The 22,798-nt window shown below is 42.3% G+C and carries 22 protein-coding genes and 1 other annotated feature; of the genes, 5 read left to right on the top strand and 17 right to left on the bottom strand.

Translation table 11 applies throughout. The annotated features are described in order from the left end of the window. Positions 1-335: 335 nt before the first annotated feature. The 6 genes from yaaA to QFX10_RS03835 all read right to left on the bottom strand — a co-directional run bounded on the left by yaaA (position 336) and on the right by QFX10_RS03835 (position 6,715). On the bottom strand, positions 336-1,085 hold the full coding sequence (gene yaaA / locus QFX10_RS03860; RefSeq protein ID WP_280606898.1) for a peroxide stress protein YaaA: 750 nt from the start codon (positions 1,083-1,085) through the stop codon (positions 336-338). A gap of 71 nt (positions 1,086-1,156) precedes the next feature. Further along, a complete protein-coding gene (locus tag QFX10_RS03855) occupies positions 1,157-2,875 on the bottom strand; it encodes an ABC transporter substrate-binding protein (RefSeq protein WP_280606897.1) in 1,719 nt (572 codons plus the stop codon). Positions 2,876-2,890: 15 nt separating this feature from the next. Next, positions 2,891-3,757, bottom strand: coding sequence for an ABC transporter permease (locus QFX10_RS03850; RefSeq protein WP_280606896.1), 867 nt, complete (start codon positions 3,755-3,757; stop codon positions 2,891-2,893). 10 nt (positions 3,758-3,767) lie between these two features. Continuing rightward, positions 3,768-4,727 carry an oligopeptide ABC transporter permease gene (gene opp4B, locus QFX10_RS03845; RefSeq protein ID WP_280606895.1) on the bottom strand — a complete coding sequence of 320 codons (960 nt, stop codon included), beginning with the start codon at positions 4,725-4,727 and terminating at the stop codon, positions 3,768-3,770. A gap of 3 nt (positions 4,728-4,730) precedes the next feature. Beyond that, complete coding sequence (locus QFX10_RS03840; RefSeq protein ID WP_280606894.1) at positions 4,731-5,672, bottom strand: ATP-binding cassette domain-containing protein; 942 nt, start codon at positions 5,670-5,672, stop codon at positions 4,731-4,733. Between the two features lie 20 nt (positions 5,673-5,692). Then, positions 5,693-6,715: an ABC transporter ATP-binding protein gene (locus QFX10_RS03835; RefSeq protein WP_280606893.1), complete on the bottom strand. Its 1,023-nt coding sequence runs from the start codon at positions 6,713-6,715 to the stop codon at positions 5,693-5,695. Between the two features lie 237 nt (positions 6,716-6,952). Further along, positions 6,953-7,215: a binding site (T-box leader), on the top strand. Between the two features lie 74 nt (positions 7,216-7,289). On the opposite strand from QFX10_RS03835, the gene brnQ reads away from it, so the two are divergent. Further along, entirely contained in the window at positions 7,290-8,666 is a 1,377-nt protein-coding gene (brnQ, locus tag QFX10_RS03830; RefSeq protein ID WP_280606892.1) for a branched-chain amino acid transport system II carrier protein, read from the top strand. A gap of 53 nt (positions 8,667-8,719) precedes the next feature. On the opposite strand, the gene QFX10_RS03825 is transcribed toward brnQ, so the two are convergent. The 10 genes from QFX10_RS03825 to QFX10_RS03780 all read right to left on the bottom strand — a co-directional run bounded on the left by QFX10_RS03825 (position 8,720) and on the right by QFX10_RS03780 (position 19,209). Beyond that, entirely contained in the window at positions 8,720-9,181 is a 462-nt protein-coding gene (locus tag QFX10_RS03825) for a DUF441 domain-containing protein (RefSeq protein ID WP_280606891.1), read from the bottom strand. Positions 9,182-9,259: 78 nt separating this feature from the next. Beyond that, the gene (gene mnmG, locus QFX10_RS03820) at positions 9,260-11,170 is read right to left on the bottom strand and encodes a tRNA uridine-5-carboxymethylaminomethyl(34) synthesis enzyme MnmG (RefSeq protein ID WP_280606890.1); all 1,911 of its coding nucleotides are present in this window, start codon (positions 11,168-11,170) and stop codon (positions 9,260-9,262) included. Between the two features lie 15 nt (positions 11,171-11,185). Next, complete coding sequence (gene mnmE, locus QFX10_RS03815) at positions 11,186-12,580, bottom strand: tRNA uridine-5-carboxymethylaminomethyl(34) synthesis GTPase MnmE (protein WP_280606889.1); 1,395 nt, start codon at positions 12,578-12,580, stop codon at positions 11,186-11,188. Between the two features lie 182 nt (positions 12,581-12,762). Beyond that, positions 12,763-13,182, bottom strand: coding sequence for a helix-turn-helix domain-containing protein (locus tag QFX10_RS03810; RefSeq protein WP_280606888.1), 420 nt, complete (start codon positions 13,180-13,182; stop codon positions 12,763-12,765). 137 nt (positions 13,183-13,319) lie between these two features. Then, entirely contained in the window at positions 13,320-14,807 is a 1,488-nt protein-coding gene (locus QFX10_RS03805; RefSeq protein WP_280606887.1) for a family 1 glycosylhydrolase, read from the bottom strand. A 16-nt stretch (positions 14,808-14,823) separates the two neighbouring features. Then, positions 14,824-15,393: a histidine phosphatase family protein gene (locus QFX10_RS03800; RefSeq protein WP_280606886.1), complete on the bottom strand. Its 570-nt coding sequence runs from the start codon at positions 15,391-15,393 to the stop codon at positions 14,824-14,826. A 114-nt stretch (positions 15,394-15,507) separates the two neighbouring features. Next, positions 15,508-16,251 (bottom strand): hypothetical protein, encoded by a 744-nt coding sequence (locus QFX10_RS03795; RefSeq protein ID WP_280606885.1) that lies wholly within the window; start codon positions 16,249-16,251, stop codon positions 15,508-15,510. Continuing rightward, complete coding sequence (locus tag QFX10_RS03790; RefSeq protein ID WP_280606884.1) at positions 16,248-17,144, bottom strand: ATP-binding cassette domain-containing protein; 897 nt, start codon at positions 17,142-17,144, stop codon at positions 16,248-16,250. The genes QFX10_RS03795 and QFX10_RS03790 overlap by 4 nt, the downstream gene beginning before the upstream one ends. A 2-nt stretch (positions 17,145-17,146) precedes the next feature. Continuing rightward, positions 17,147-17,329: a PLDc N-terminal domain-containing protein gene (locus QFX10_RS03785; protein ID WP_280606883.1), complete on the bottom strand. Its 183-nt coding sequence runs from the start codon at positions 17,327-17,329 to the stop codon at positions 17,147-17,149. Positions 17,330-17,418: 89 nt separating this feature from the next. Continuing rightward, the gene (locus QFX10_RS03780; RefSeq protein ID WP_280606882.1) at positions 17,419-19,209 is read right to left on the bottom strand and encodes a DUF2207 domain-containing protein; all 1,791 of its coding nucleotides are present in this window, start codon (positions 19,207-19,209) and stop codon (positions 17,419-17,421) included. Positions 19,210-19,367: 158 nt separating this feature from the next. On the opposite strand from QFX10_RS03780, the gene QFX10_RS03775 reads away from it, so the two are divergent. The 4 genes from QFX10_RS03775 (at position 19,368) to QFX10_RS03760 (ending at position 21,305) form a co-directional block, all read left to right on the top strand. After that, complete coding sequence (locus QFX10_RS03775) at positions 19,368-20,048, top strand: VIT1/CCC1 transporter family protein (protein ID WP_280606881.1); 681 nt, start codon at positions 19,368-19,370, stop codon at positions 20,046-20,048. A gap of 6 nt (positions 20,049-20,054) precedes the next feature. Continuing rightward, positions 20,055-20,729 (top strand): VIT1/CCC1 transporter family protein, encoded by a 675-nt coding sequence (locus QFX10_RS03770; protein ID WP_280606880.1) that lies wholly within the window; start codon positions 20,055-20,057, stop codon positions 20,727-20,729. 131 nt (positions 20,730-20,860) lie between these two features. Then, on the top strand, positions 20,861-21,073 hold the full coding sequence (locus QFX10_RS03765; protein WP_280606879.1) for a DUF1659 domain-containing protein: 213 nt from the start codon (positions 20,861-20,863) through the stop codon (positions 21,071-21,073). A 1-nt stretch (position 21,074) separates the two neighbouring features. Further along, complete coding sequence (locus QFX10_RS03760; RefSeq protein ID WP_280606878.1) at positions 21,075-21,305, top strand: DUF2922 domain-containing protein; 231 nt, start codon at positions 21,075-21,077, stop codon at positions 21,303-21,305. Between the two features lie 51 nt (positions 21,306-21,356). On the opposite strand, the gene QFX10_RS03755 is transcribed toward QFX10_RS03760, so the two are convergent. Continuing rightward, positions 21,357-22,784: a 6-phospho-beta-glucosidase gene (locus tag QFX10_RS03755; protein ID WP_280606877.1), complete on the bottom strand. Its 1,428-nt coding sequence runs from the start codon at positions 22,782-22,784 to the stop codon at positions 21,357-21,359. Between the last annotated feature and the right edge of the window lie 14 nt (positions 22,785-22,798).

The raw sequence follows: 22,798 nt of genomic DNA, 5'->3' as shown, positions 1-22,798 counted from the left end.
TATAAAATGTGAACAAACATAAACCAAAATTATATTTGAGAAAAGAATTATATACTCCCCTCCTTAATTTTATTTACTTTCCTTAACACAAGTATTACAAGTCCCCCGATCGTGATAATACTACTGCATTATTCGCCTAGTTTTAGAAAAACGCCTTTTTCCCCTTATGCGGATCAGCGAAATTTGAACTAAACTTGACATTTAGTCCCTTCACTTAGTCTTGCCATAATATTTACCTCACATTTCACCTTTTCTATAAATATTACATAACATTAGGCGATACTTTGTATCACCTCCCTATTCTTTACTACAAGTCATCGACTATCCCCTAACAGTCAAAATAACTTATTTTGTTGTATAAAAATATATTGTGTCGCCGTTGAACGTTTTTGGTCGAACTGATATCCTAGTCCGTCAAAAGTTTTGAGTTGTTCTAAATCAGTCACATTATTTTGCGCCAAAAACCGTACCATCTCTCCCCGAGCTTTTTTGACCTTAGTTGCTTTTTGTACGATCTGACCAGCTTGCTCTTCTCCAAAAATACACGTAATGAACCGATCATGCGGACGTAAATATTTAGTGATACTTTTGGCATATTCTTTTGAAGCTAAATTGATCACGACTTGATCTTTTTCATAAAGTGTTCGATACAGCTTAGCGCCCCAAAAAGCATAGAGATCTTTAGCTTGACCGATCTTTAATTTTGCCTGCATTTCCAAACGATAGGGTCTGATCCCGTCAAATGGACGTAAAATCCCATATAACCCAGATAATATTTTTAAATGTTCACTCAAATAAGCTAATGCTGCATCTTCTAAAAGATCTGGTGCTAAAGCTTGATACTGTAATCCTACATACGCAAACAAGGCAGGTTGTTTACTCAGTTTTGGCCCATGAAGCAACGTGTAATTTTTGAAAACAAGCTGATCGCTACAGCCCCAAAGTTTTTTTAGCTCTTCTTTTGAATAACTTTGTAAGATCTTTGTGATCTGGTCTGCTTCAGCTTCAAAACACGGGCTTGTTCGACTTAAAAAGTCATCATTTTGTGTCAACATCTTCTTTGCTGGTGAGATTATTATTTGCATCTTTTCTACCTCCACAGCTTTGATTTTAACACGTAGATACTTTAACGCTCGGCTACTTTCCTTTTTCTCCGTTAATCAGCTACTAATCCGACATTTCCCCAAATGTCGTATCTATTTGTGTCAAGTTCCATCCCCGAAACATGATCTGAAACGATCACTAAGCGGTACATGTTCATCATTGGAATGACGAAAGCTTCTTTTTTCATATACGCTTGCCATTTATTGAGCTGTTTGATGCGATAGTTACTCTCAAAAGCCCGCTTGGAATCAAGTGAAGCGATCAATGCTTGATTTTCTTTTGTTGCAAAATTTCCATAGTTCAAAGGTGAATCTCGTGTATATAACATTGTTACCGCGGTAGGTTCAGCATTTAAACTCCATGTTCCTAACCACATATCAAATTTTGTGTTATCGCTGTGTAATTTCTCATGAAAGACATTTGGTTCTTGGATACGGTCACCATAAAGCGTGACTTTGACCCCGATCTTTTTCCAAAGTTGACGATAATTTTGTAACAGTATTGCCCACTTTTTCCCGCCAGAAGCCATGATGACTAAATTCAGCTTTTCACCATTTGGGCGCAGACGATAACCGTCTTTTCCCCACTTGTAACCAGCCTGATCTAATAACTGGTCAGCTTTTTTTAGATCAAACGGATAAGCCTTTAACTTCTCGTCGTGATATGGGCCGTAAGCTGGTGAGACTACACTTGTCGCCGGGACCATCAATCCACTGCTGAGTTTTTTTACGATCTGCTTTGTATTCATCGCATAGGCTAAGGCTTGCCGCAGAGCTCGATCAGCTAAAGGGGAGTCTTTATCCATTACACTCTCCCCAGCTGCATTTTTATGTCCAACTTTAAAACCAAGATACGTATAATCAGGTGTCAAACTACCTAATATCTGATAAGCTTTTGTTGCTCTGGCAATATTTTGAACTGCTTCAGCGTTATAAAACAGATCATATTTTCTGAGTTTGAGCGCTTGTCCTGCTTGGGCTGAAGGGACGATTTCAAGCGTGATACCTGATAATTTTGCAGGCGTGCCCCCATAATATTTATTGCGTCCCCATTTAGTCACTTCACCTGGGATCATCTTTTCAAGTTTAAAGGGTCCATAAAAAAGCGCATGTTCGCTGATCCGATCACTTTGTGCTAACTGGTCAAGTGGAATATCTTTTAAATAATGATATGGTTCAGCGACAGACCAAAGATAGCCTGATCCTGCATATTCGATCCCCGGAACAAAGTCTTTAAAATGGAGCACCAATTGCTTTTCTCCTTTAACTTCTAACCCTTTGATCTGTTGCGCTTGCCCAGTATGAAAGGCATGCATCCCTTTAATATTTTCAAGTTTCTCACTATAATACGGAGAATTAGTCTTAGGTGAAGCCAACAGTTCGTAAGCAAAGACGAGATCGCGTGCTGTAACTTGCGCTCCATCTGACCAACGTGTCTTAGGCTTGATCGTAACAGTGGCTGTTTTGGCTTTCCGATCAAAAGCAAGATCTGCTAAACCACCTTTTGTATAGTGATCGTTTCGATCTGCCTTAAATAACGGGATCGTTCCAAACTGACTGACATTACTTGAGAGCCCGTCACTACTCAATTCTTGTGCAAAAATCCCCTTAAATGCATCATCACTGACATAACCGACTCTAAGTGTCCCTCCTTTTTTGACAGATCCTTTAGGTGTATAACTTGCTTGATACTCATTAGCTTGAACAGTAAAAGTCCCTAAAAACATAAGTAAACCTACTACTAACATTACCTCCCATAATTTTTTTGACATATTCATCTTCCCCTTCTATCCTAGGCGTTGCCGTGCATCAAAAGCCCGCCGGATCACATTACCGATATAACTGAACCCAACACAGAAAAACAAGATCAATAATGCTGCTGGAAGCCAGACCCAAATTTTTCCTGTCAAGATCTCTGGCTCTTGCGCATAACCGATCAAAGTTCCTAAACTCGGAACTGACTCGGGAAGCCCAAACCCTAAAAAGGAGAGGCCAACTTCGATCCCGATATTTGATGTCAGATTCAAGATCGCTTCAACGATGATCAACGAACTAAGATTGGGCAACAATTCCCGGAAAATAATGACCAGATCGCTCGTTCCTAGCGTTTTTGATGCTAAAATGTATTCTTTGTTAGCCTCTGCTAATGTTCTTGAACGGATCAAACGTGCTGTTCCGATCCAATAAAAAGCTGACATGATCAAAACAAAACTTGTCATACTATAATTTGGAATGATCGAAACGATCACGATGATCAACATCAACATCGGTAAGGTCATCATGAAATCTAAGAAACGCATCATCGCGTTATCGACTTTGCCACCGTAGTAACCTGCGATCAGTCCAAAACTGATCCCGATCACTTGTGATAACAATGTAACTGCAAAACCGATCGAAAGTGAATTGCGCGTCCCCACGACAAGCAAATATAAAATATTTCTCCCACCTTGTTCACTTCCTAAAAGCATCCCATCTTTACCTGGGGGTGCATATTGATTCAAAATATCGACAGTCATGATCTTATTCGTATCTAAACAAGCCGCCCACACAAAGATCACGGCGATCAAAAGCGTCAAACTAAGAAAAAAAACAGTCGCCGTTTTATCTTGTTTGAATTCACGAACGATCATTTTTAAATTTGAAGATCTCCCCATAAAATCCCCCCTAATCGATCCGTACACGTGGATCAACAAGACTTAAAATGATATCTGACAATAAAGAACCGATCAAAGTCAAGATCCCATATAAAAGAACTAAAACCGTGATCACTGAATAATCGCGTCCTGTGATCGAGTCCATAAATAAGAGCCCCATACCTGGGTAGCCAAAGATCGTTTCAACAAAGATCGAGCCCCCTAAAAGCCCTGTGATCGAATAACCTAAAAAGGCTGCGATCGGCAGTAATGAATTGCGAAAGATATGTTTGCGAAAAACAACACTCTCTGGTACACCTTTGGCTAAAGCCGTTTTAACGTAGTCTTGTTTAGAATTATCGATGATCTCACTTCTAAGGTATTGCACGACTGCTGTTGTACTGATCAAAGCCATCAAGATCGCAGGCAACAGCATATGATCGATCCGACTAAAGAAATAAGCTAAACCTCCGTTGACATCTACACTGACTGAGCCTGATGTTGGAAACCATTTGAGCTTATAGCCAAAAATATAGATCCCTAATAAGTAGAAGATAAAAGCTGGGATCGCATATGTGATAAATGAGTACAGTTGGATCAATTTATCACGTGAAGTGTTCTCATACCTTCCCGCGATCACCCCTAAAGGTAACGCAAATAAGTAGCTCAAGATCATCGTCAAAAGCGAAAGCCACAATGTATTACTGATCCGTTGGGCTAATAAACGAGTCACTGGGATCTTAAATTGGTAGCTCAGACCTAGATCACCGTGAAATAAGCGTACGATCCAATGCCAATATTGAACGTACCACGGATCGTAAAAACCTGCCTTTTGGCGCAAATATTCGATCTGTTTTGCTGAAGTCTCTGGGGTGATCAACCCTGTAAAAGGATCCCCTGGCATCAATTTTGCCAGCCAAAAAACGATAAGGCTCAAAATGATGATCTGCGGGATCATCAAAACTAACCGGCGTAAAGTCGTTTTTATCAAATTCTATTCACCTTCCTTTCTCAGAGCCACATAATGTGTTTGGGTGATCTTCTCAAGCGCGTAAACACGCCCAGCTTCATCATAGTATTGTTCTTTTTGGGCAATGTATTCTTCTTCGATCTTAGTTCGAAAAAGCCGATCTTCTTCACGCCGACTGACATCGATCCGTGGGATCGCCGCTAAAAGCCTTTTAGTATAGATATGTAATGGATCTTCGTAAATGTCTTCACGTGTGCCAACTTCGACAAAACGTCCTCGATGCATGATCGCTAGATGGTCACACATATGGTGGACGACACCGAGATCATGTGAGATGAATAAATAGGCGACTCCATATTTTTTTTGGATCTTTTTCATGTAGTTCAAAACTTGAGCTTGCACTGATAGATCTAAAGCTGAGACTGGCTCATCGGCAATGATCAATTTCGGATTTGACGCCACTGCCCGTGCGACCCCGATCCGTTGGCGCTGTCCTCCTGAAAATTCATGTGGATATTTATACATTGCTTCTTCATCTAATCCAACTGTCGCTAGCAATTCTAAAACACGTGCTTTTAAAGTATCACCTGTGAGATTTTCAAAATTTTTTAGCGGCTCGCCGACGATGTCGATGATCTTTTTCTTTGGATTCAAACTCGAGAGCGAATCTTGAAAGATCATTTGGACATCGCGGTTATACATCATCTTCTTACGAACTCTTTTTTCTGTCACATCTTGGCCTTGATAAATGATCTGGCCATCTGTTGCGTCTAAAAGTCCCACGAGCGCTTGACCGATCGTCGATTTCCCCGAACCAGATTCACCAATGATCCCATAACTTTCCCCTGGTAAGATCTCAAATGAGACTCCATCGACTGCATAAACATAATCAGTTACTCGGTTAAAAAAGCCCGAACGGATCGGATAGTAGACTTTTAGATCCTTTACCGTGATCAAGTTATTCATATGACCCCCCCTTAAAAAATTTATTCTTCGAGAAATGTGAAGTTGCGCCAACAGATACAACGCACAAAATGTCCTGGCGCAACTTGATGCATTTGCGGTTCTTCTTCGTGTTCTAACGCAGCTAAACGCGGATCACGTTTGGCAAAGCGACAGCCTCTATGTTCTAACTGCTGTAACGAAGGCACCATCCCTTTGATCACATACAGCTCTTTTGTCGGTTCATCTGCTTGTGGCATCGAACGGAGAAGCGAGCGCGTATACGGATGCTTTGGATCTTCAAAGATCTGGCGCGTCGTTCCTTTTTCAACGACTTGCCCAGCATACATCACGCAGACCCGATCAGCCATCTGGGCGACAACACCAAGATCATGGGTGATCAAGACGATCCCGGCATGATTTTTAGCTTGGATCTCCTTTAATAAGTCTAAGATCTGAGCTTGGATCGTCACATCGAGTGCAGTCGTCGGCTCATCTGCAATAATGAGCTCTGGCTGACAGGCGATCGCGATCGCAATAATGACCCGTTGGCGCATCCCCCCCGAAAGTTCATGGGGATAGTAGTTGACAACTTGGGCAGCTTGTTCGATCCCGACTGCTAATAAAAGCTCTTCGACGCGAGTCTTTTTTTCGATCTCACTCAGATCAGTGTGTAGGTCAAGATTTTCTTTGATCTGTTCTCCGACCCGCATCAGCGGATTCAATGCCGCTAACGGATCTTGAAAGATCATCCCGATCTGAGCGCCCCGTAAAGTATTCAACTCTTTCTCAGATGCTCCGACTAGCTCTTTGCCTTTAAATAAAATACTTCCCGTCACCTTCGTCCGTACTGGGTCATGCAGGCCGATGATACTTGTCGCAAGAGTACTCTTTCCACACCCCGATTCACCGACGATCGCGACGACTTCATCTTCATTGACAGTTAGATCGATCTTATCTAGCGCATTATAATAATGCCCTTTGACTTTAAACGCAGTACTTGCATTTTTGATCTCTAATAACACGAGCTCACTTCCTTTGAACTTAAATTTATTTTTACCAATCATAATTTTGGTTTTTACTTTTGTCAATAATTTTTTACTGAAAAATTTATTTTATAAAAATTATTTTTAAAACATTTACAATTAGTATATACGCAGATAATTCACTTTATTTATAAATAAATTTACTAAATAATAAATTACAGTAAAATAAAATTACCTGAACCTAAAAATAGATTTTTTTCAAAAAAGTATTGACAGTCACTCAAAAGCGTTGTAGATTTATCTCAACGATAAATATCAGCAAACGCGATGAGAAAGAAAAGTAACTTTCAGTGTGCCTAACAGCGAGCTCCGGTCGGTGTAAGGGAGTAGGTCACCTGAAAGTGAAAGATCACTTTTTAGCGTTGTGTCGAACAAACTAGTTTTTAGTAGGCACTCTGGGTACACCCATTACAGTGTTAGCGTATCGTCTCTTAATTCTAGATCGAGACCGTACGTGAAAGGTGAACGTAGCGAGGCGTTCATAAAACAAGGTGGTACCACGCTCAAAAGGCGTCCTTGGACTAAATAAGTTAGTCTAAGGGCGCCTTTTCTTTTGCTGATCTTGTTGTGCAGGATAAAAGGAGTGATTTGATTTATGCAAAAACTTACAGGAAAAAAGATGTCGTTTAAAGATTATGCTGTTGTCAGTTCGTTACTTTTCGGTCTCTTCTTTGGAGCTGGAAACTTGATCTTCCCTCTTCACCTTGGCCAATTAGCCGGCCACAACTGGGTCCCAGCTACATTAGGCTTTCTTGTGACTGGTGTCTTACTGCCATTATTATCTGTTTTAGCGATCGCCATCACTAAAGCTGAAGGGGTCTATGATGTAGGGTTACCACTTGGAACAGGTTTTGCCCTTGTCTTTATGGTCTTGATCCACGCTACGATCGGACCACTTTTCGGAACTCCAAGAACAGCGACAGTCGCTTATTCTGTCGGGCTCCAACCTTTCTTAGGGGCAAATAATCACTGGGGACTGCTCTTATTTTCAGCTTTATTTTTTGCCGCAGCTTTCGCATTTTCGTATAAAGAAAATGACATCCTCTCTAATGTCGGTAAAGTTTTGAATCCTTTGTTCTTAGTTCTTTTGACGCTCGTATTCGTCGTCGCCTTTGCTAATCCACTTGGTCAAACAACTGGTGCACCTGTTACAGCTGCTTATACTTCATTTTCAACTGCTTTGACAAATGGCTTCCTTGAAGGCTACAACACAATGGATGCTTTAGCTGGACTTGCTTTTGGGGTAACAGTCGTAACAGCGATCAAGCAGATGGGGTTCCGCGATTCAAAGAGCGTTTCTTTAGTAACTGCTAAATCTGGCTTCTTCTCGATGGGAGCTGTCGCTTTGATCTACTTGCTCTTGATCGTTTTAGGTGCAATGTCACTTGGTCAGTTCAAACTGTCAGCTGAAGGTGGGACAGCCTTTTCACAGATCGTTACAGCTTACGCTGGTTCAGTCGGACAAGCTGTCTTAGCCACGCTTTTGACCGTTACTTGCTTAACGACTGCTGTAGGGCTCGTAGCTGCTTTTGCCCAAGATTTCCACAACCATTTTCCAAAAGTTAGCTACCATGTTTGGTTGTTCCTCAGTTGTTTTGCTTCTTTCTTGACTGCTAACTTTGGTTTAGAGACGATCATCGCTTGGTCAACACCGATGTTGATGTTCTTGTACCCACTTTCCATGGTCTTGATCTTGCTTTCAGTCTTTTCACCACTCTTCAAACGTGATGGGGTCGTTTACTTAGCAGTTGTTGTCTGCACCGTCGTGCCAGCTTTCTTCGATATGATCGTTGCCTTTCCAAAAGTGGTCAGCCACAGCACCTTTGGCTTGGCAGTTGGTAACCTCCGCGCCCACCTACCCCTTGCTAGCATCGGAATGTCTTGGATCGTTCCAGCTTTAGTCGGCTTAGTCGTTGGTTTATTAGTCCACTTCGTACGTCGCAATTCCTTACCGGAAATGGTCGAAGAATAACCCAGGAAAACCACATATAAAAAGAGCCTCACGCTAAAATGTGAGGCTCTTTTTTACTTAAAACTAAGACCTAATAAACTGATGATCACAAAGGTCATCCCGCTGGCGATCACTGGACCAGCAGCAACGCCACGTAAGAAGACGACCCCTAAGATCGTTCCAAAAACAAGCGCGACTGTTACTTGTGGTGTTGCTGCCAATTGCTCGACCCCATAACGCGATAAGATCGCTACTAAGATCCCACAACCGACTGCGATCCAGCCAGCCGGCATCTTAAAAGCATCGATCAGATCTCTAAAGGTGATCTCACCCGTTGCGATCGGGATCAAGATCGCCACTGAGATGATCGTAACGCCCCAGTTGATCCCCTTTGCTTGGATCACTGGAAACCATTTTTCCGCTAAAAAAGGGAAAGCTTTGAGCACCATTACGACAAGCGTCGCGATGATCAAGGAATTATTTTTGCCAAAAAATGAAACTGCTAAGATCAATAATAAAAATAGCCAAGTTTGCATATATTAAAACCCCTATCTTTTTTACACTATGTCCATCTTAGCAGATTTTTTAGATCGCTCAAACAAGAGCAGTGTTTTTTAGTCAAGTTTAGCGATCTTACCTTGTTCGATATAAACTGCCAAGATCGATAAGTCAGCTGGGTTGACACCACTGATCCGGCCAGCTTGGGCTAATGTTTCAGGACGGATCTTTGTCAGTTTTTGGCGTGCTTCAGTCGCTAGACCTTCGATCGCTTCATAGTCGATCTGGGCGGGGATCTTCTTTTCTTCCATACGTTTTAATTTTTCGACTTTTTCATACGCCTTTTTGATGTAACCTTCATATTTGTATTGGATCTCGATCTGTTCGATCACGTGGCGTTCAAGCGGTGTATCTGGAGCAGCGATGAATTGTAAAAGATCGGCATAAGTCACGTATGGTCGCCGTAAAAATTCACTCGCTAAGACCCCATCTTTTAAAGGTCGATCACCATGCGCTTCAAGGTAAGCGTCAACGGCAGCGCTTGGCTTAATGCGGATCGTTGACAAACGTTTCTTTTCGGCTTCGATCTCGGCCTTTTTTTCTTCAAATGCGTTAAAGCGTTCGTCAGAGATCAAACCAAGGTCATGCCCGATCTCAGTCAAGCGGAGATCAGCGTTATCATGTCGTAAGATCAACCGATATTCAGCGCGACTTGTCAATAAACGGTAAGGTTCGTTCGTCCCTTTTGTTACGAGGTCATCGATCATCACACCGATATAAGCATCGCTTCGTTTCAAGACGAGCTCTTCTTTGCCTAACGCATGTCGCCCAGCGTTGATCCCGGCGATCAGCCCTTGACCAGCAGCCTCTTCATATCCAGAAGTCCCGTTTGTTTGTCCAGCCGTGTAGAGACCTTTGATCAACTTCGTCTCAAGCGTTGGTCGCAGTTGATATGGGGAAACGATGTCATATTCGATCGCATAGCCTGGGCGCATCATTTGCGCTTTTTCTAAACCTGGGATCGAGTGGACCATCTGTTGTTGAACGTCTTCTGGTAAGGAAGTTGAAAGCCCTTGAATATAGTATTCGGATGTATCGCGTCCTTCAGGTTCGATAAAGAGTTGATGCCGTGGTTTATCTGAAAAACGTACGATCTTATCTTCGATCGATGGACAATAACGCGGTCCGACCCCTTCGATCACCCCAGAAAACATCGGAGCTCGATCGAGGTTAGCGCGGATGATCTTATGTGTCATCTCACTGGTATACGTCAACCAGCAAGAAAGTTGTTGTTTGACGTCTAAATAATCTTTATCGTTACTTTCATAACTGAAAAGATGAGGCTTAGTATCACCAGGTTGGATCTCAGTTTTATCGTATTCGATCGTATTGCCATCGACCCGTGGAGGTGTTCCTGTTTTAAAGCGTTTGAGCTCAAAGCCTAGACGTTCAAGATTTTTTGAGAGCTCAACTGCGGCTTGGGTATTATTTGGTCCTGAAGAATACATCAATTCGCCGATGATGATCTTACCGCGAGCTGAAGTCCCCGTCGTCAAAACGACTGCCTTAGCACCGTAGCATGCACCAGTGTTGGTCACGACCCCTTTGACCGCCCCATCTTCAACGATCAGATCATCAACGATCCCTTGGCGTAACGTTAAATGTTCTTGATCTTCTAACGTATGCTTCATCTCGATCGAATAGCGACTTTTATCAGCTTGTGCCCGTAAAGCTCGGACTGCCGGGCCTTTACCCGTATTTAGCATCCGCATTTGAACGTAAGTCTTATCGATATTTTTCCCCATTTGTCCACCAAGAGCGTCGACTTCACGGACGACGATCCCTTTAGCCGGTCCCCCGATCGAAGGGTTACATGGCATAAAAGCGACCATTTCTAAATTGATCGTGATCAAAAGCGTTTCATTTCCCATCCGTGCTGAAGCTAATGCCGCTTCACACCCCGCATGGCCAGCTCCAACAACGATCACATCATAATCTTTTGCCTTATAGCGTTCTCCAAATTGCATAATCTGTTCCTCTTATTATTTTCCTAAACAAAATTGACTAAAGAGTTGATCTAACAACTCATCTTGATAACTATCACCAGTGATCTCACCTAAAAGCTCCCAAGCCGTCGTCATATCGATCTGCACGAGATCAACAGGTAAGCTTGCGTCAAGCCCGGCTAAAACTGCATCTAAACTCGCTTCGGCTTGTTCTAACAGTGAAATGTGGCGGGCATTGGTCACTAAAACACTTGTTTGCGAGTTTTCGATCCCGCCGTAGAAAAGTTCAGCGATCCGTTCTTCAAGTTTTGCTAAGCCATCATTTTGTAAGACTGATGTCGCTAAGATCTCTTCAGTTTTAGCGACTTTGGCTAATTTTGCTTGATCAAGGCGAGCCGGAAGATCTGTCTTATTTAAAATGATGATCCGCTTTTTATCTTTAGTTGCTTCAAGTAGCTCATAGTCAGCCGCAGTCAACTCTTCACTATTATTCAAAACAAGTAAAACTAGGTCGGCTTTTGCGATTGCTTCTCGTGAACGTTTGACGCCGATCTTTTCGACCAGGTCATCTGTCTCGCGGATCCCAGCCGTATCGACCAATTTCAGTGGGACACCACGTACGTTAACATATTCTTCGATCACATCGCGCGTCGTCCCTGCAATATCAGTTACGATCGCTTTTTCTTCGTGTAATAAATAATTCAATAAGCTGGACTTACCGACATTGGGGCGACCAACTAAAGCTGTGGCAAGCCCTTCGCGTAAAATCTTACCTTGTTCAGCGGTCACTAACAAGTTTTGGATCTTTGCTTTGACTTCAAAAGCTTTTTCACGTAAAACTTTAGACGTCATCTCTTCAACGTCATCATACTCGGGATAGTCGATATTGACTTCGACTTGTGCCAGTGCATCTAAGATCTCTTGGCGTAACGCCGTGATCATTTGGGAAAGGTTACCATCTAGTTGCCCTAAAGCAACTTTGCGCGAACGATCTGTTTTAGCCCGGATCAGATCCATCACTGACTCGGCTTGCGTCAAATCGATCCGCCCATGTAAGAAAGCACGTTTCGTATATTCACCTGGTTCGGCTAACCGCGCTCCATTCGTCAAAAGCACTTGTAAGATCTTATTAGTTGGCACGATCCCACCGTGACAGTTGATCTCAACAGTATCTTCACGGGTAAATGTTTTCGGCGCACGTAAGACTGAGACCATGACTTCATCGATCACTTCATCTTTTTTAGGGTCGATCAAATGCCCATAGTTGATCGTGTGACTTGCTACTTGCGTCAAGTCTTTACCTTTGAACACCTTATTTGCGATCGTAACTGCTTCATCACCACTCAACCGCACGATCGAGATCGCACCTTCGCCAGGAGGGGTGGCGATCGCAGCGATCGTGTCAAATTCAGTTACTGCCATATTAGCCATGCTTATATTTCCCTACTTTCTTTTTTGAACATAAAAAAAGCGCCTACTCCACGCAAAAATAAACTCACCTGACGGCAAGTTTTTTGGTGGATAAAGCACTTTGACTACTTTATCAATTAAGATAAGAATGATTATCTCTAATATAATGTTAAACGTTCAAATTGTCAAACAAATGTTTTAGCTCATTCAAAGCTGATGCGCAAAGTTTGACCGCTCACTGTCGCTAACTTGAGCAATTCATCAAGCGTTGGTAAAACCTTACCAGCTTCGATCGCTTGTACTTGCTTAAGTTTTATCCCTAAGCATTTAGCAAAAGCACGTTGACTTAGCCCCAACTGTTTTCTGATCCGGTGAAAAGCTAATTGGTAATCGACTTTGAGATTTTGCCGTTGGTAATAAGCTTTGGTCTTTTGCGAAAGGACTAGTGCTTGTGGTTCAAAAGTCGTGTGTTGTGCGCTTTCTTTAGGTTGCTTAGTTTTTAGCTGTTCTTGTCGTTCAAAAGAGCGAGCCATGATCGCTTCATGTTGGTGCGCCATTTGTGCCAGATACTCTGATAAAGAAAACTGCCAGTTTTTATCAAAGAGCATCAGTTCATATTTCATCTACCTCTTCCTCGCTCTCATTTTTTATTTTGATTATAGCAAAATTTTTGGATCAAATTTGAAAAAAGTAATTTAAATTTCCCGAGATAATGTAAAAAAACAGCGAGTTTAGAAGTATTTCTAAGCTCGCTGTTTTACTAATTCGAAAGATCGGCGCCATTAGTTTGGATGACTTTTTGATACCAATAAAATGAGTCTTTCGGGATCCGCGCTAAACTTCCGTGCCCGTGATCGTCTCGATCAACATAGACAAAGCCATAGCGCTTCTTCATCTCACCGGTCCCGTTTGAGACAAGGTCGATACAGCCCCACATCGTATAACCTAAGAGATCGACCCCATCGAGTTCGACAGCCTCTTTCATCGAGTTGATATTTGCTTGTAAATATTTGATCCGGTAATCATCGTGGATCTTGCCATCAGCCGTGAGTTCATCGGCCCAACCTAAGCCGTTTTCAACGACCCACAGCGGTTTATGGTAACGATCCCACAAAACGTTTAGAGCTAAGCGTAAACAATCTGGATCAGTCGCCCAGCCCCAAGCGTTCGTTTCTAAATATGGATTTTTGATCCCATTGATCCCTAAGTTCCCACTTTCACGTGCCGCTTCTTCATGCGTCGTCAAAACACTCGAACCGTAACAAGAAAAACTCAAGAAATCCGCTGGATATTTGCGCAAAAGCTCATAGTCTTCGGGCCGATCATCTAAAGTGATATTTTTGCGCTCGTATTCTTTTAATTTAAAATCAGGATAGCGCCCACCAGTCTGCACATCAGTATAAAAAAGCATCTGCTGGTTATATTCCATAACTTTGATCTGGTCGGCTGGATCACATGTATATGGATAAGCTGGTTGGTAAGCTAACATTTGCCCGACTTGCATCTGTTCATCAAGCGCGTGCGCTGCTTTGACTGCTAATGCACTAGCCACAAATTGATTGTGGGCAGCGTTAGCACGATCATTCAAGTTTGAATCAAGAAGCCCAGCCGCAATGTAAGGCGCCATATCGATCGCATTGATCTCGTTAAAGGTCAACCAATATTTGACTTTTCCTTGATAACGGGTAAAAACTGTCTGCGCATAACGTTCAAAGATCGCGATCAACTTGCGGTCTTTCCACCCACCGTATTTTTGGATCAAAGCTAGTGGTAACTCATAGTGCGATAAAGTCACTAACGGTTCCATCCCATACGTCTGACAGAGCTCAAAGATCTTATCATAAAAGGCTAAGCCTGCTTCATTTGGTTCTTTGTCATCACCATTAGGAAAGATCCGTGCCCAGTTGAGCGATAAGCGGTAACAGCGAAAGCCCATCTCTGCCATCAGCTTGAGATCTTCTTCATAATGATGGTAAAAATCTGTCGCTGTATGACTCGGATAGTAATAACCTTCAAGAAGCGCCGGTACAGCTCCTTTAGGCAGTTTGAACGGTTGACCGCCCCATTCGACTGGTGTGGCCCCGGTCTGACCGTTTGGTAGTTTCCAAGTCACTTTGCGCGGTGAGGTCGCTGAACCGTTTGTCAAGACATCGATCGCATTCAAGCCTTTGCCATCTTCATCAAAGCCACCTTCGTATTGGTTAGCCGCTGTTGCGCCACCCCACAAAAAATCTTTTCTAAATGCCATCTGCGCTCATCCTTTCTCACACGTGATCTAGTTCGATCTTTTCTAATAGTTTAAAAGTATCATTCCTTTTCTCAAAGCCATATTTGAAAATACATCCATTAGGGATCCGCTTGATCTGACGTGCTTTTTTGGCATCCCAATGCGCTAAAAATTGATGACACGCACTTTCATGACTGACAGCTAAAACATTTTGACTACTAGAACGATGCATCAAATGAGTGCACGTTTTAACGATCCGTTGTTTGACAGCTTGATCACTTTCGCCACCATATTTGACAAAACGTTCTCCGTATGGGAAAAGATGATGGAAATAATCGTGCTCACCTTCTAAAAGACCAAAGTTTTGTTCTTTGAGGCCTTTTAACCGCATATATGGTAGATTCGTCGTCGCTCTTAACGTATCGCAACAACGCTCTGACGCTGAACAATACGCGGCTGAAAGATCGACTTGTTCAAAGTACTTAGCAGCTGCTTTAGCTTGTCTTTTGCCTTTTTCTGTCAACGGTGAATCGCTCCAACCTTCGAGTTTGCCTAAACTATCAAATAAAGTTTGCCCGTGGCGCATCAAATATAACGTCTGTTCCATAAGACCTCCAAAATGTATAATCTTTTATCAATATGACTTTACATAAATAAGTATAGCGCTTTCTTTAGGGCGGAGCAAAGAATCAGCTAGAAATTTAGGAAATACATAAAATTTTTATGATTTTTTCAATGGTCGAATGAGTAAAACCCCTAAAAAGATAGCACATAAGAACAAACTAAATAAGACTGCCTGACCACTCTCATCCCAAGCAAACCCTTGTTTTAAAGCCTGTTCTGACTGCAACAAACTGGTTGGGGCCCAAGTAGCAAAAGTTTTGACGCCACTAAAAAGTGTCGCGACTAAAACGATGACTTCAACGACAACAGCTGCGATAAAAGGGCGTCCATTCCAGATCGCAAGCACACTGCCAAATAAAACAAAGACTAAGTAGCCTAAAGCTTGTAGCAATAAAGTCGCTATGATCTTATCTATTGCTAACTCGTCAAAAAAAGCCCAAGTCACATATGTAGCACAGAGCCCACCAACACAAAGGGCACTTGCAAGCACACCTAAACTGACGCTGATCTTTGGCAAAAAAACACGCCACGGACTTTTAGCGTTTGTTTTATAAAATAAGTTCAAAGCTTCACTGTTGCCCAGTGTACAGTTCAAAGCTACAAGATACGTTGTGATCAGTAAGAGTAACTGAGCTGCATTTTTCAAGTAAGAAGCAAATAAAGCCTGCCATGTTGGCTTTTGAAGGACCAGCTGGAGATTGCCAGCGTCCATGCTTTCCATGATATCTTTTAAATAATACGTCATGACCATCGAAGTAAGGGCAAAAAAGGCAAATAATCCCCATAGTAGCCACAGTTGTCCACTTCTTTTCCATTTTAAAAACTCTAATTTATAGATCATCGGCTCACCTGCTTTTTAGTTTGGTCATGCTGGACGATATTTTCAAAAGCGCGTTCAAGTCCATTATCATCAACACCACAAAAATAAAACTTGAGTTGGTACGCTAACACGATCTGCATAACTTTTGCCAAATTTTCTTTTTCAAAATATAAACTTGCTTCCTCTTTAACTACAGTCACTTTGATCTTAGCCTTGGCTAAATATTGTGTAGCACGTAAAAGGTCATTAGCTTCGAGTTTTAACACCGCCAAGCGATCATAGGTCGCTAAAAAATCTTTTGTTTTTCCTTGATATAACAAATGCCCTTCGTTTAAGACTAAAAGGTGCGTTGCAATATTTTGGATATCAACGAGTAGATGACTCGAGACGACAACGACTTTTTCTTTAGCGATCTCTTTTATCAGTGTTAAAATTTCTTTTCTTCCTAGAGGATCTAAAGCACTTGTTGGCTCATCTAAAAAGATCATCTCGGGATCTAAAACTAACGCAACGGCGATCCCTAAACGTTGTTTCATTCCCCGGGAAAACCCACCATTTGGTCGATCAAGTGCTTGAGCTAGCCCAACTCTTTTTAAGATCGAAAAGACCCTTTGGCGCTCAAACTTGGCCCCATTTAAATAAAGTGCTTGAGCTAACACTTCAACAGGCGTATATTGCTTTTCAAATTCCGGCATATCTGGGCAATAGGCTATCTTACAATTTACCATAAGTTTTCCTTGAGCTCGATTTTGCCGTAAGATCGTCTGGATCAAAGTCGTTTTGCCGGCCCCATTTGGCCCGATCAGCCCGACGACACCAGCATCCGTTTGGAGGGCAAACGAAACTGTATCTAAAGCTTTAAACTTGCCAAACTTAACGGTCAGCGCCTCGACAGCTAAAAGGGTTTTATCCATCGCTACACCTCACGTCCAACAAAGTAATAGAGCACGCCCCCTAAAGGAACTGATACCAAACAGATCCCTAGCCAAACGATCTTTGGTAAATAGCGCGTCTCATCTTTCCAAAAGATACTGCGGATACATAAATATAAGTAGACGATCCCTATCAAAACCAACGGGATCAAGATCTTCAAATTCATTTTTTCACCTTCATTTAAACATTATAAGATTTTTTCTCAAACGAAAGTTCTAAAAATCGTTTAGAACCTTAGACTCTAGTTTCTTAGTTTTAGAAAGCACCGCCAGTGCCACCACCACCGCCACCAGAACTACCGCCTGAAAAACCACCTGAGCCTCCACTAGCCGAAGAATAGCTCGTAACATTGGTCATAGTGTTTGAAAAACTACTTGCAAACGAATGATCAAAGTCATCACTAAAGTAAACGAAATAGTAGGTCCCAAAAGCTTCTCTTAGCTCAGCCTCTCCAAACTCGACTTGTAAAGCTCGGATAACTTTTTTAGCTAAGCCAAAAATGACTGCATATGGTAAGATCTGCTCCCACAAGACTAGATCACCGACTTTTTTAAGATCAAAACGTCCAATATCACTTAACATCTTTTTAAAGCATTTAAGTTCATATAAAGCTTCTTGCCCAGTCTCAGTATAACGCGCATGTGTTGTCAGATAACGCCAACTTAAAACTAAAACTCCCCCGGCGAGCCCAAAACAAAGGTAGCGCCAAATACCTGTGACAAAAAAACCGATGAGCATCAGGGCAAAAATGTCTAACGCACCTGCTATTCCGATCGTCCATAACCAGCCTGTACTTTGGGCATCATAATACCCTAGTGCGCGCGCTTTTTTAAAATTCGTTTCAGACCATTGATCAAAACTTTTAGATAGTTGTTTAGCCTGGCGGTTGCGCTTCCCGTAGCGCTTCAACTCTTCTAAAGTAAAAGCTGTCCCTGTACCGACTTTGGTAAATAAAAAGTTGAAGAGCTCTTGGTCGAGTAAGGTTTGATCTTTCAAAGTGATCAAATAATTCTCAGCCTTTTTACCAGGAACTTTTTCGAGCATAAGTCGTTTTTGACCTGCTAATTCTAACAAATACGCACTAAAAGCCTGACTATCTGGAGTTTGATCTTTTACGATCGCCCACGCCTCAAGAGGAGTATATCGAGGTACCTCATAACTATGCGTCACTGGTGGAAATTTCAGTTTTTTCTTGCCTGGATCGCGCCACAATAAAAAGAGCATCCCGCCTGAAGCAAGTAAGATCACACCTAAAAAGCCATTTTTGAGCATTTGCATCTGCCTTTTTTCTGCTTTCCGCTTTTCATTTGCTTCTTTAGCTAACACAGCTTCGGCTTGTTGGATAGTTTGCTTAGCATCTTTATCAACAAATTGTTGATTTTTAGCGGTGACGGCCGTTGGAAATAAAAGATGCGTCTCTAAAAATTGATCTGTTGGTAATTCTGCTAACGTTAAAGTAACTTTACCTTGTTTTTTATCGACAGCCGTATACCCAGTCAGGGGCCCATGCGACCAAGCTTGGAGCTCATTTTGAGGTCTAGTCGGGAAATTGAGTGTCACTTTGATATTTTGGACTGGTTCATCCCAACCTGCGCCTAAGATCTTCCAATTCAATTCAGCTGTATCACGATAATTAGTGACTAACCCGAACAATTTGTAGCGATATGTCAAAGTCACGTCTTCATCCGAAACTTTATGAAAGACTTTGATCCGTAGCTTATCTGCCTCTTGTAATAGCTGGTAAGTATTATTAGCCCCAGTCGTAGCTTCTTTCAAAGTTGTCGTTTGTCCAGCTTGTGTGACTGCGACAAAGACATCACTTAATTGCTTGATCTTAGTTAAATTTTGATCATAGTAAACACCGTTAAAATCCCCGTCAAAGGCATATGTTATCTTTTGCGTCAGTTCGATACTACCATCTTCTAAAATATCGGCTGTCGCATTATAGCCAGTGATCTCATAGCTTCCCGCAGCTTTGATCGCTTGCAGATGGAACAATAATAAAAGTGCACTTACGATCCCAAGTAAAACTTTCCCTTTCTTCATTTATCGCACCCCCTCTACTTTGCCTAAATTATCTCAAATTGTATTTTAAGAGACAAGTTATTGACATCCTTAAAATATCTTTAAGCTTTTAGTTTACATCAAACAAAATTGCTCTATAATAGATTTAGAATGATTCTAAAAAAGAGGCGTGAAGTTTTATGAAAAAACAACTTAGTTTAGCGCAAAAAGTCAATGTTTTGCGCGCCAGCGTCATGGGAGCAAATGACGGGATCATCTCTGTTGCAGGGATCGTCATCGGGGTCGCTGGAGCGCATGAAAGTAACTATGCGATCTTGATCTCTGGGATCGCTGGGATGCTTGCAGGAACTGTTTCGATGGCGATGGGCGAATATGTCTCAGTCAGCACTCAAAAAGACTCTGAAAAACAGGCGATCGCGCAAGAAAAGAGCTACCTTACTTTGAACTATGACCACGAATTTCAAATGGTCGAACAAAAATATCTTGCGCAAGGGATCAAAGAAGAATTAGCCTACCAAGCTACAAAAGAGATGATGGCTAAAGACCCCCTTGTAACAACTGTACGGGAACGCTTTGGGTTAAACATCAATGAGATCATCAACCCTTATGCAGCTGCACTTGCTTCAATGCTTTCGTTTCCGACAGGCTCTTTATTACCAATGCTTGCGATCACGATCTTTCCTGAAAAGATCAAGATCATAGCTACTTTTATCGCAGTCTTGATCGCCTTAGCTTTAACAGGCTGGGGCGCTGCGATCTTAAGTAACGCTGATAAAAAGCAAGGGATCTTACGCAATATCTTATCTGGCATGTTGACGATGACGGTGACATACATCATCGGTCGGATCATCGGGGGGTAACACCATATGAAAAAAACTACTTCAATGAGTGAACGACTAAACACTTTACGGGCTGGCGTTTTAGGTTCAAATGATGGGATCTTGACCGTTGTCGGAGTCTTATTTAGTGTCGCCGTAGCCACGACTAACCAATTTACGATCTTTATCGCCGGTCTCTCTGATCTATTAGCCTGCGCTTTCTCGATGGCAGCTGGTGAATACGCCTCAGTCAGCACTCAAAAAGATGCTGAAAAAGCGGCGGTTGCCAAAGAAAAAGCGTTATTAAAACACGATTTCGCTACTGAATTAGAAGCGGTCAAAGTCTTTTACGTCGAAAAAGGCGTTACCTCAAAAACTGCACAGCTGATCGCTGAAGATCTCATGCAAAAAAAGCCGTTAGAAACTGTGATCGCAGTGAAATATAACTTGAAACTCGGCCAATATATGAATCCTTGGAACGCAGCCTTATCTTCGTTAGTTTCAGCGTCACTCGGTGGGATCTTCCCGCTCGCTGCGATGTCGCTTAGTCCCGTCCAATATCAATGGCCCCTAACGATCTTAGCCGTACTTGTCTCAGTCGGTTTGACTGGTTATCTCAGTGCACGTCTTGGCAACGGCATGGTCAAAACTGCGATCATTCGCAATATCATCGTCGGGATCATTACGATGATCATCCACTATTCTGTCGGGTTACTGCTCTAAAATAACTACTCTTATTTTTTAGCTAGCAATTTTTTGAGCGAGCTTGACAGATCCCAGTTCAAATTCGTTATTAAGAGTGTAAGCCAAGCCGGCCAACACTTACACGAATTTAAAAAAAGGGGGTCATCTCAATGACTGAAGCAACTTGGACAAAAAATGCGATCCGCGTACAACTGCAAACTAAGCTTGGGAAAAAACGCACACGGACTTTCAATAACATCGCGCAAAACGTCACCGGAGACCAGCTGGAAAAATTTGGACACTTGATCGCTTTACTGACAGGCGAAACTTTTCTTGGCGTCACTGAAACAACAACGACAAATATCACAGGAGGGAAACGTTAAGATGAAAAAATTAAGTTTAGGCTTTCACTCAAGTACCCAAAAAACTTTGCACCGCCTCCAGCTCAATTACGTTGAAAAAGAATTGAGTCCACAAGAAGTCCAACAAGCAATGCAAGAGATCGCTTCATTGCAGCTCTTTGTCGATAAAGAGGGGCAAAAACTCTTGGAAACACCAGTCAGTGCTGCCTACGTCACAACTGCGACAGAACCGCTCTTTGGCTTTAAAAAATAGGCGCACCTAGCCAAAAAGGCAAGTCCAACGTAAAAGTCGGACTTGCCTTTTTTATTCACTGATCCCGTTATGTTTGATCACATCACGATACCAGGCAAAAGAATCTTTTTTATAGCGTTTGAGTGTCCCATGCCCTGCATTATCGCGATCAACATAGATCATACCATAACGTTTTTTCATTTCCCCCGTCGTAAAGGAGACTAGATCGATGATCCCCCATGGAGTATAACCTAACAGCTCGACTCCATCATAGTCGACTGCTTCTTCTAAGGCTTTGATATGGGCAGTCAAATAGTCGATCCGCGCTTGATCGTGGACAGTGCCATCTTCTAATTCATCGATCGCACCAAAGCCATTTTCAACGATGAAAAGTGGTAGTTGGTAACGTTCATACAAATTGTTCAACGTATACCGTAAACCTAAAGGATCGATCGCCCAACCCCAATCAGAAACTTCGATATATGGATTTTCGACCGCATTTTCCATGCCACCGTTGACAACATTTTCTAGCTGCTCATTTTTAACATCAGCTTTGACTGTTGTCGACATATAATAACTAAAGCCGATGTAATCGACCGTCCCTTGTTTGAGGTCGGCTAATTCTTCTGGGGTGATCTCTAAGTGGTAGCCATTTCTTTCCCATTCTTTTTTGGCATAACCCGGGTAATAACCACGCACTTGCACGTCTGAGAAGAAATAGCGTTCGTGCATCGCCTGTTGGGCAGCTAAAATATCAGCTGGAGCACATGAATATGGGTAGATCGGGACATGTGAGATCATACAGCCGATCTTAAAGTCAGGATCGATCTCATGCCCAAGTTTAACAGCGCGCGCACTAGCCACAAGTTCATTATGCGCTACTTGGAATAAGACCTCGCGGGGATCTTCACCTTCTTTTAATGTTACACCTGAGTTCGTCCATAAAAAGAGCGGATTGTTCGTATCCATTTGATTATTGATCTCATTAAATGTCATCCAGTATTTGACTTTGCCTCGGTAGCGTTCAAAGACCGTTTTGGCAAATTTGACAAAATGATCGATCACTTTCTTATTCCGGAAACCGCCGTACTCTTTGGCTAAATAAAGTGGCATCTCAAAGTGCGAGAGCGTGATGACTGGTTCGATCCCATATTTTAAAAGCTCATCAAACATTTCATCATAAAATTTTAACCCAGCTTCATTTGGTTCTTCTTCGATCCCTTTTGGATAGATCCGCGTCCAAGCGATCGAAGTTCGGAAGCATTTGAGCCCCATCTCAGCGAAAAGCGCGATATCTTCTTTATAGTGATGATAAAAGTCGATCGCTTCATGGTTTGGATAAAATTCATCCGCTTCGATCGTTTCTGTTAAACGCCGTGGCACACCGTGTGCTCCTGCCGTCAAAACATCGATCACGCTAGGTCCTTTACCATCTGCGTCCCAACCACCTTCAAATTGATGGGCAGCAACTGCGCCACCCCAGAGAAAATCTTTTTGCATATCATATTATCCTT

The organism is Ligilactobacillus faecis, from assembly GCF_029889745.1.
GTDB lineage: Bacteria > Bacillota > Bacilli > Lactobacillales > Lactobacillaceae > Ligilactobacillus > Ligilactobacillus faecis.
The sequence above is the reverse complement of the archived record's forward strand: the minus strand, read 5'-3'. Positions and strand labels throughout refer to the sequence as shown.